The sequence below is a fragment of the Mucilaginibacter pedocola genome (assembly GCF_002013915.1).
Classification (GTDB): domain Bacteria; phylum Bacteroidota; class Bacteroidia; order Sphingobacteriales; family Sphingobacteriaceae; genus Mucilaginibacter; species Mucilaginibacter pedocola.
On the sequence record NZ_MBTF01000024.1, the window covers coordinates 1 to 8,055 of the forward strand.

General features: G+C 46.0%; 4 protein-coding genes. All 4 read right to left on the minus strand.

The annotated features are described in order from the left end of the window. Positions 1–3,239 (minus strand): hypothetical protein (locus BC343_RS20235; RefSeq protein ID WP_078349645.1); only part of this gene is annotated, 3,239 nt, incomplete at its 3' end. 502 nt (positions 3,240–3,741) lie between these two features. Next, a complete protein-coding gene (locus tag BC343_RS31820) occupies positions 3,742–3,870 on the minus strand; it encodes a hypothetical protein (protein WP_262493458.1) in 129 nt (42 codons plus the stop codon). 111 nt (positions 3,871–3,981) lie between these two features. After that, positions 3,982–4,710, minus strand: coding sequence for a hypothetical protein (locus BC343_RS20240; RefSeq protein ID WP_078349646.1), 729 nt, complete (start codon positions 4,708–4,710; stop codon positions 3,982–3,984). A gap of 11 nt (positions 4,711–4,721) precedes the next feature. Beyond that, positions 4,722–8,055 (minus strand): DUF6443 domain-containing protein (locus BC343_RS20245; protein ID WP_238381817.1); only part of this gene is annotated, 3,334 nt, incomplete at its 5' end.

Genomic DNA, 8,055 nt, shown 5'->3' on the forward strand with positions numbered 1-8,055 from the left:
CTCATCAGTGCATCGGTGGGATAAATGCAAATATCATCGCGGTAAACACCACTTACTGCATCAAAAGTTTTACTACCTGTGTAGGCTTCCTTCTTGTAAACCCATTTACCGGCTACCAATTCGTACCAGCTGATAAAATAGCTCTTACCTGCCGGCGGGCTAAAATTGACCGTATGTTCCCCAGACTTAGCGCGGGTGCCCGTGTGGGCCTCGGACGTTGGCACCAAAGTATTAGACTCGAAGCCGTCATAGAAAATTTCATTGTAAGCAGCATTTTTTGCTTCGGCAACAGGCAGCAAGCCGTCGTAACCCCACAGGTAACTACTTTTAGGCCCAAGGTATTTCGATTGGCTTTGCAGGCCACCGCTGGTGGTATAGCCATAGAACACAATGCGTGGGTCCCAGTTGCCCCCGGCAGCTTTGGTTTGTATGCCCGCAGGTTCAAATACCTGGTTCCCCCAATCGCCATAATCGGTTTTTACCGCTTGCAGGAAAGTTAAGTCCTTATAATAATCGTCCTCTATCTTTTTTTCTACCAGGTTGGCGGCAATCATAGCCGGGTAAGGTGCCCCTGCGCCATCGGCAACCATTTCGTGCGGGTATTTTGATAACACGCGCTGTACAATACCATCGCTCCCCCCCGTTTTTTGCTCGGTGACCTGCATGTGGGCGGGGTTGCCGTAGATGTTCACCTGGTAATTACTCACAGGATTATTGCCCTCCAGGTCGTAATTGGTGGTTGTTACCGTATCGGCATATATCCATTGTACATAGGTTAAATAACGTGAAATATCAAAGGCGTCCAACCGGAAATAAGCAACATCGACAGGCGAGCCTGCTTCAAAATTTTTCCGCACCAGGTTATTGGTATAATAAACCGAACGGCGCGGATCGTTCACATAATGGGTGGACACATCTTTTACCGTTTTCCAGGTATAACTCCCCGCCGATCCGCCGTTTACAAAAAAGGTGCGGCTGCGTTTTTCCAGGCCGTTGGTAAAACCCCGGTTTTCTACCGGCGAACTTGGGATAAGGTCGCCGGTAATAATCTGCGAATAATTGTTGTAGTTGACCGTGTATTCATGCTCTATGCCGCCGTTGGCCCATTCGCTGCCCTGTAATTCAATCACATGGCTATAAGCAATGTGCCCACCGTTGTAAAAGTTCAGCAACCTATTAGGGCTCGAACTGGCGATGTAATACTCGCACAGGCCGCCCGGGCAATTGCTTGTTTTTTGGATGCCATAATAATCTGCATTACTTGGTTTTTGCATCAAACGGCCCGAGGACCGTGCTTGTGTAGCCAGTGAGGCATAAACATACTTTTTAATGAGTGTTTTTCCCGTTAACGCGGTGCTGATGTTCCTGGCCAAACGCACCCCCCCTACCTGGTGATTAGCGAGCACCCCCGGTGCTACCGGCTGATAGTTTACAGTCGCGCTGGATACAGCGGCTTCCCCGAAAGAGCGCACCTTTAAAGTAAAACTCCCGCCTGATGCATTGGGAAGCGTTGCATTTAACGTTTCACCGATATTGATCTGGTAACTCCACAATATATCGCTAGTACCCGCGTAATAAACCTCCACAATGGCATGCTGGTGGATATGGTCATCCAACCCAGAACCGCTGTAGGTACAGGACATAGAAATGGTAATAGGCGCATTGGCCGAAGTAAAAGTTTGGCTTTCAGAATTTTCGCCGCTATGGCCAAAACCCGTAGCCGTTTTAGTCAGGTTGGTACGGGGAAGCACCGGGGCGCGCACTTCGTAAACGGTATTAGGTTCATACTCCAGGCTATCAGTACCATAGGATGGATAGGTAATTTTGCTTAACAAGCCAAAATAGGCATAGGCGCCGTTCGGGTCCCTATTGGCCATACCCGAGGGGTATTTAGTCGCTATGGTAGGGTCTGTGCTTGGGGGTATCAGGTAATCATTGTTTACTCCATTAAAATACCCCCAATAGTCCTGGGCGAAAGACAACCTCGAACCCAGCTGGTTCACATTATAGTAATTCATCAGGTACCTTTCTGGACTAACACCCGTATTTGTTTTGATGACGCCCCTGAGGTAAGGGCGGTTAGCTGTACTGGCACCGCCGAACGGGTTGGTATAATTGTTATTATAGCCGTAAGTATATGTCAGATCATAACCCTTTAGTTTCTTAGGGCTGGTGGCCGCTGTAAGGTTCTTACTAAAAAAAGACACGTAAGACAATAATAAATCACCTGAAACATCGAGCCTATTGATGTAATTAAAATTCGCATAAGAATGCGTGCCAGTGATGAATAATAATACCACTCCATTACTGCGGAGCACGCTGCCGCAGGTCTGGCTTTCGTTACGGCTGCTACACATCGTTGGGCTGCCGGTACACGCTGCAGTAGTCAAAGTCATTTGCGGCGTGCGGATCAATGTTTGGCTGATATCCGCTACATAATCAAAAGTAACAGGTGCATACGTGAAAAAGATCTGCTCGCCGCTGTAATGTTTTATTTGAGTGAGGTACCATGCCGTTGCATTGGGTAAAGCAAAACTCTTCCCGCAATCCTCACCTACTCCCTGCGGCACTGTTTTGCTGGTTTCAGTAGCCTGCGAGCCGCCGAAGTAGTATTGGGCCCCTTCCGGGTCAGTTATCCTGATCGTCCAATCTTCTGTGCTGATCTCCTGGTGGAAATTTGTTTCGATCTTCAGGTTAGTAGCTGCTAAAGGCACTGCCTTGGTCCGTTGCGCCGGATCCAGGATAAACTGCCCGCTATAGCCATTAAAATCAAAACTAAAAATATCGGTTTGGGTGTCGTATAAAGTGGAACCCGAAGTGGCATTATGCAAAAAATACCGGTAATCAGATCCCGATGTATTGGCTGGGTAAGGCAGCCAATTCGAATCTTCATCCGCTACACCCACCACCGTACGGGAAATAACACCCCCCGCATTCAGCACCCAACCGGTTCCCGCCCGCGAAGCAATCTGGTTCATGCGTATGCCGTTCCCCGAGTTATAAGACAAACTAACAGGCACTTTTAACCGCCCCGCGGTGATCTCGCCAAGCGGTATAGTAGCGCTCACCGAGCCCGAGGACATGTTGACGGGTAACCCCGCATACTTGGTGGTCTCAAAAGCATTGGGCGCAGGTGGTAAAACATTGGTTAAAGCGGGGGCATTGATACCCTGCTGGGCAAAGGCCAGCGAACACGCAAAATGGAACAAAAGGCCGGTAAAAAAGGTCTTTTTTAGCATATGATAAGGAGGTTATTAAAATGATCAGTAATTAGCGGCGAACGCTATTTGCAGTAAAAATATTTGATTCCGCCGTAGCAAGCCCCGGCGATCGTTGCAGAACGTTAAAAGTGTAGGGATCCATAGGTGATAAGTACTAAAGGTTATGGCCTAAAGATAGCCATAAATATGTTCAAGGCAAAAAAATAGTAACATAATACTAATGAAAGATGCCGAAAACTATTCTGTGACCGGAGTATATCTCTATTGGTTCCGGCACAAATTAGCCCCCGCCCTAACTCATTAACAATACTTCCGCTAAAAGTGAAAGGGTGAAAGTGAATTTATTGCCCGTAGCTGGTATATTGGCCATCTTGGTTGGGCACTAATACAACACAAATTCTTACCTACCGCTACATACTCGAGCAAGAGTGGGGTTGTCATTAGCATCGTACGTGTAGCTGCGGCTGGTAAAGCCGGTGCCGGTTACCGTGGCCAGCTGGTTGCTTTGGCTGCTGTTGTTCTAAACATAGTTGAGCGTGCCGTAGGTTTGCCCTGTACGGGTGAGCGCGGTAATATTGCCCGCCTTATCGTAACTGAGGCTTTCGTTCATCAACCCGGAATTGGATTGCGCCGTCAGCAGCCTGTTCATCACATCGTAGCTGTACCGGAAACCCCGGTTGCCCCCATTTTGCCTCGCAAGCTATAAGCTTGTTTTATTTTAAGTCGAAGTTATAAACTTCGACCAGTGGGGGTCAATCAATTACTTGCTATCAAATATGTATTTTATGTTGTCAATATCTACAGATAGCAATTCAAAATCCTTCGACTGTCTATCAAATTCTTCCTCTTGATAATAGTAAGCGCCCTTTTTACAAAGAAGTTCTACGCTTCTATACACGGCAAGTTCAATTTGAAATTTATAAAGAGTATTCCTCAAATTATTAGAAAATACCTCTTCATAGTTTGATTTTGAATACTTGTTTAATTGCCTAACGTCATAATCCTTGATGACGTTGTTTAGAAGTTCCGAATTTCTTAAAAGCTCTTTAATTGGAATTTTAATTTCAAATATACTATTGGGTAATAACTGTGTAAAATGATAAGTTATCTGCCCTTTTTTGAACAATGGATCGTTTTTAATAACATCCGAAAGCTCAGTTGTCAAAAAAGGAATTATTGGCAAAAACGAAATTTTATATATCCCTTTCTTAGTATCTATTCTATGCAAATGCCTTGAACTATAATAATCTTTTTTCAAGTAACTATCAAATAGATAAAATGTATCCTCTCTGTTATTTATAACATTCAAAATCAAATAGTTGGAATCCTTTCTTGCCAACGCATTTATTTTAATAGGAAAACCCTGTGGTTTAACCAATAATTCTTTTGATTGAGAACAGCTGCACGTATGACTGCTATCCTGACCAGAAGAAACTATTGTTTTGAGTGAAAACATAACTATTAAAAGTACGGAAGTAATAATTTTCATCTTGTTCAATATCAATATTGCGTTCTATTATGGTCTTGATCATAACCTCTTTTTGAGAGCGGGCTCGGGGTAAAACCTCCTTGCGGGTTTGTAGACTTATTTATCTTCCTCGCCTTGTTCTCAAAATCAATTACTTTATTTTGAGATTTCCCTTTATACATAATGTGTCCAATACCATGCATAGTTCTCGTCATCATATTCATGGCAGCAGACTTTTGCAGATATTTCGGCTCTTTTGATGGCACATTTAATGTACCATCTTCAACTGCTTTATAATAAGTATTAGTTACTTCATTAACTGTTACCGTTGATTCACCATTCGGATCAATTACAATATAGTTTTGCCTCATCCCTTGTTCGCTTCCGGGAATTGTTACCTCACCACCGTGTTCATTGGTATTCATTTCGATACTTTTTTCTCCTTCTTTCGCAGTATAATTAGATTCAAAAATAATGTTTGTGATGGTCTGTTCGCTCATTAAACCATTAAGACCATCAAATACCGTTGCCTCATCTCTTGAAAAGCTAGAAACGTCTCCGTCGTAAATAAGATTACCATTTTTTGAATATTTGAAATTATCTGCTTTTGAGCCAAACGCGGCTTTCAATACCCCATTCATGTAGTTCCTATATTTTTCGGCAACACTTACACTGTCCCCATTAACGTCGATAAGAGCTATGGGATTATTGGCGGCATAATTATAATGGTTTATAGCATAATTTTTCTCGCTGAATGCATCAACGACAACAAACCTTCCTATCACAGGGTCATAAAACCTTGCCCCGTAATCGTATTGGTTTTGGAGGTCGGCTTGTAATTCTTTGCCATTATAAAGGTAACGATTATCGCTGGAGTTATCATGAATACCGTTTCTTAAGCCAAAGGCGTAGTAATCGTCTTCCTGTATTACGTCTGCAATGCCTGCAGATTCCTGGAAGGTTGAGCGGGTGTTGCCCAGGTGGTCTTTCAGGTCGTACTGGTATTTGTACAGGCCTGTGCCATTAGGCATGGCGCGCCCTTCTTCGGTTTGTATAAATTTAATGGCACCATTTTGGTAAATTATCCCGCCAATATAATCCCATGTACCATCGGCAGCGCTTACATTCCTGAGTTTTTCACCATTAGCGGCATACGTATAACTGGCTAACGTGGAGCCGCCCTGCGTAACCGTGGAGGGCAGGTTGAGCACGTTGTAACTGATAAACTTGCCCTCCCCATTCGTTTTGGAGTTGCCATTGGCATCGTAAGAATAGCCGCGGGTGGTAAAGCCGGCACCCAACACCGTGGCCAGTTGATTGGTTTGGTTGCTGTTATTGTAATAGTAACTTAATTCGCCGTAAGGCTGCCCGGTACGGTTTAATTTGGTAATATTTCCGCCCTTGTCGTAACTAAGGGTTTCGTCCATCAGCCCCGAGTTGGATTGCGCCTTCAACAGCCTGTTCAGAGCATCGTAGCTGTAGCGGAAACCCCTGTTAAGTCCATTTTTCCCAAAGTATTCCATTTGGGCAATATTGCCGTTGTATTGCGGGCCTATGCCGTTATCCGGTGCATTGTAACGCAGATCGAGGTTATACAAATTATCGTTAGTGGTGGCCCCGCGCAGCCAGCCCCTTTCGTTATAGGTGTGGGTAACGTTTTGCAAATAATTGGTACTGTCGGTACTGCCGATGTGCTTTATCCTAACCTGCCCTATTTCGTTATATTCTATTTTCGATAACAGGGTTTTGGTATCTGCGGCCATCGTCCTGTACTTCATCTGCTGCCAGTTGCTCAGCTTACGTCCCATATGATCGTACAAATACGTATTGGCCACCGTAAGTTGGGGGAAGCCGGCATTGGAGATGGTAAAATGCTCCCGGGTGGTGCTGGTTACCGCATCATTAAAATTATAGGTGGTGGTTACCGCATCGTAATTGTTGTAATTGGGCGTATTGCCGCCCAGGTTATGCTGTTCGTAGGTTTTAATGGCATGCCCGTCGTCATCGTAATAGGTAAAAGACCACAACATACGGGTGGCCGAGCCTAAGATACCGGTGCGTGTACAGGTGAGAAGCCCCTGTGTGCGGCTGCTGGCACCGGCGGGCGCTGCATAGTTAGCAGGCTTGGCGGCTATATTATAATCATCGTAATAGTTAATAGACAGGTAGGCCGATACCACGCCCTGCGGTGTAGCCACGTTGGTATAGCCCGGGGTTGTATTGGCCGTAGTCCGGCTTTCCCATAAATTAGTTTGCTGATCGCTATAGTCTTGCAACCAGGTAAGCACCGCCGTTGATGGCGTGCTGATATTGCTATCCCCACTGCTGTTGGGGTGTGGGTATATGCCTGTTATTACTACCCGGCCCTGCACATCATACTTGGTAAACAACCACTCCTGTGGGGTTTTATTGCGCTGGTTGGCATCCTGCGTCATTACCACCTGGTCCAGCTTGTTATAAACAAAAAACTCCCAGCCTTTGCCCGGCAGCTTTTTTTGCGTCAAGCGGTTGCGGGCATCATAGCGGTACTGGTAGCAGAGGTCATCTAAAATAGCCTGGGTGGGCATGCCGGCATCGGGGTTGGCTTTGGGTGGTAACACAAAGGCCAGGTTGCCTAAATCGTCGTACACATAATAGGTACTCAGCATTTCTGCCACATCTATATTAAAGCCGTCTTTTATTTTGTTATAAAGGCGTTTTAATACCACATGGCCGTTCTTGTCTTTATATTCCTCCACAATGCCTACGCAGCCTTCGGCGGGCTTCCAGTTTTCATCTTTGCTGATAGTGATACTTAGTTGCCCCGTGCCATAGGTACCGGGAAGGCTGAGTTGCCTGGTACCGTTTGCCAGTATCTCAGCCTTGTACCTCGATACCAGGTGGCTGCCTTTGTTATTGGGCGATATAGCAGAGGTAAAAGTGCTTTGGTCGTTGGCAGAATAATCCGTTTTCACCGTATGCCATGGGCTGTTGGGGCTGCCGGCATCAGGCAATTGCCAGGCCTCCCCGGGGGCGCCCTGCTCTACAACACGGTTTAGCGGCGATGCCTCGAAGCCGGTTACGGATAGCGGTTTGGGGGTACGAACGATACCGTTGCCCTGCTGGCTTTGAACAGGCGAAGGTACCGGCGAGGGGTTATAAAAATTATAAACGCCAACCGAATGGGCATTAGCTACGTAAGCACCGTACCCGGTAGTTGTTGTTAAGGCAAAGGGCAGGTAGCGGTTGCGTTCGCGCCCCAATTCGTCATAAGAGAAAGCCTGCACAATATCCTTCCCGCCCGGCGAGGCCTGCCGCTGTACGGTTTGCAGTGGGCGGCCCAAGCCGTCAGTATAGCTGATGGTAGTCATTACCGAATCTTTATTG

Coding starts and splice junctions, on each gene's coding strand:
- BC343_RS31820 (WP_262493458.1), bottom strand. CDS start 3,870: ATGAACAGGCTGCTGACGGCGCAATCCAATTCCGGGTTGATGAACGAA.
- BC343_RS20240 (WP_078349646.1), bottom strand. CDS start 4,710: ATGAAAATTATTACTTCCGTACTTTTAATAGTTATGTTTTCACTCAAA.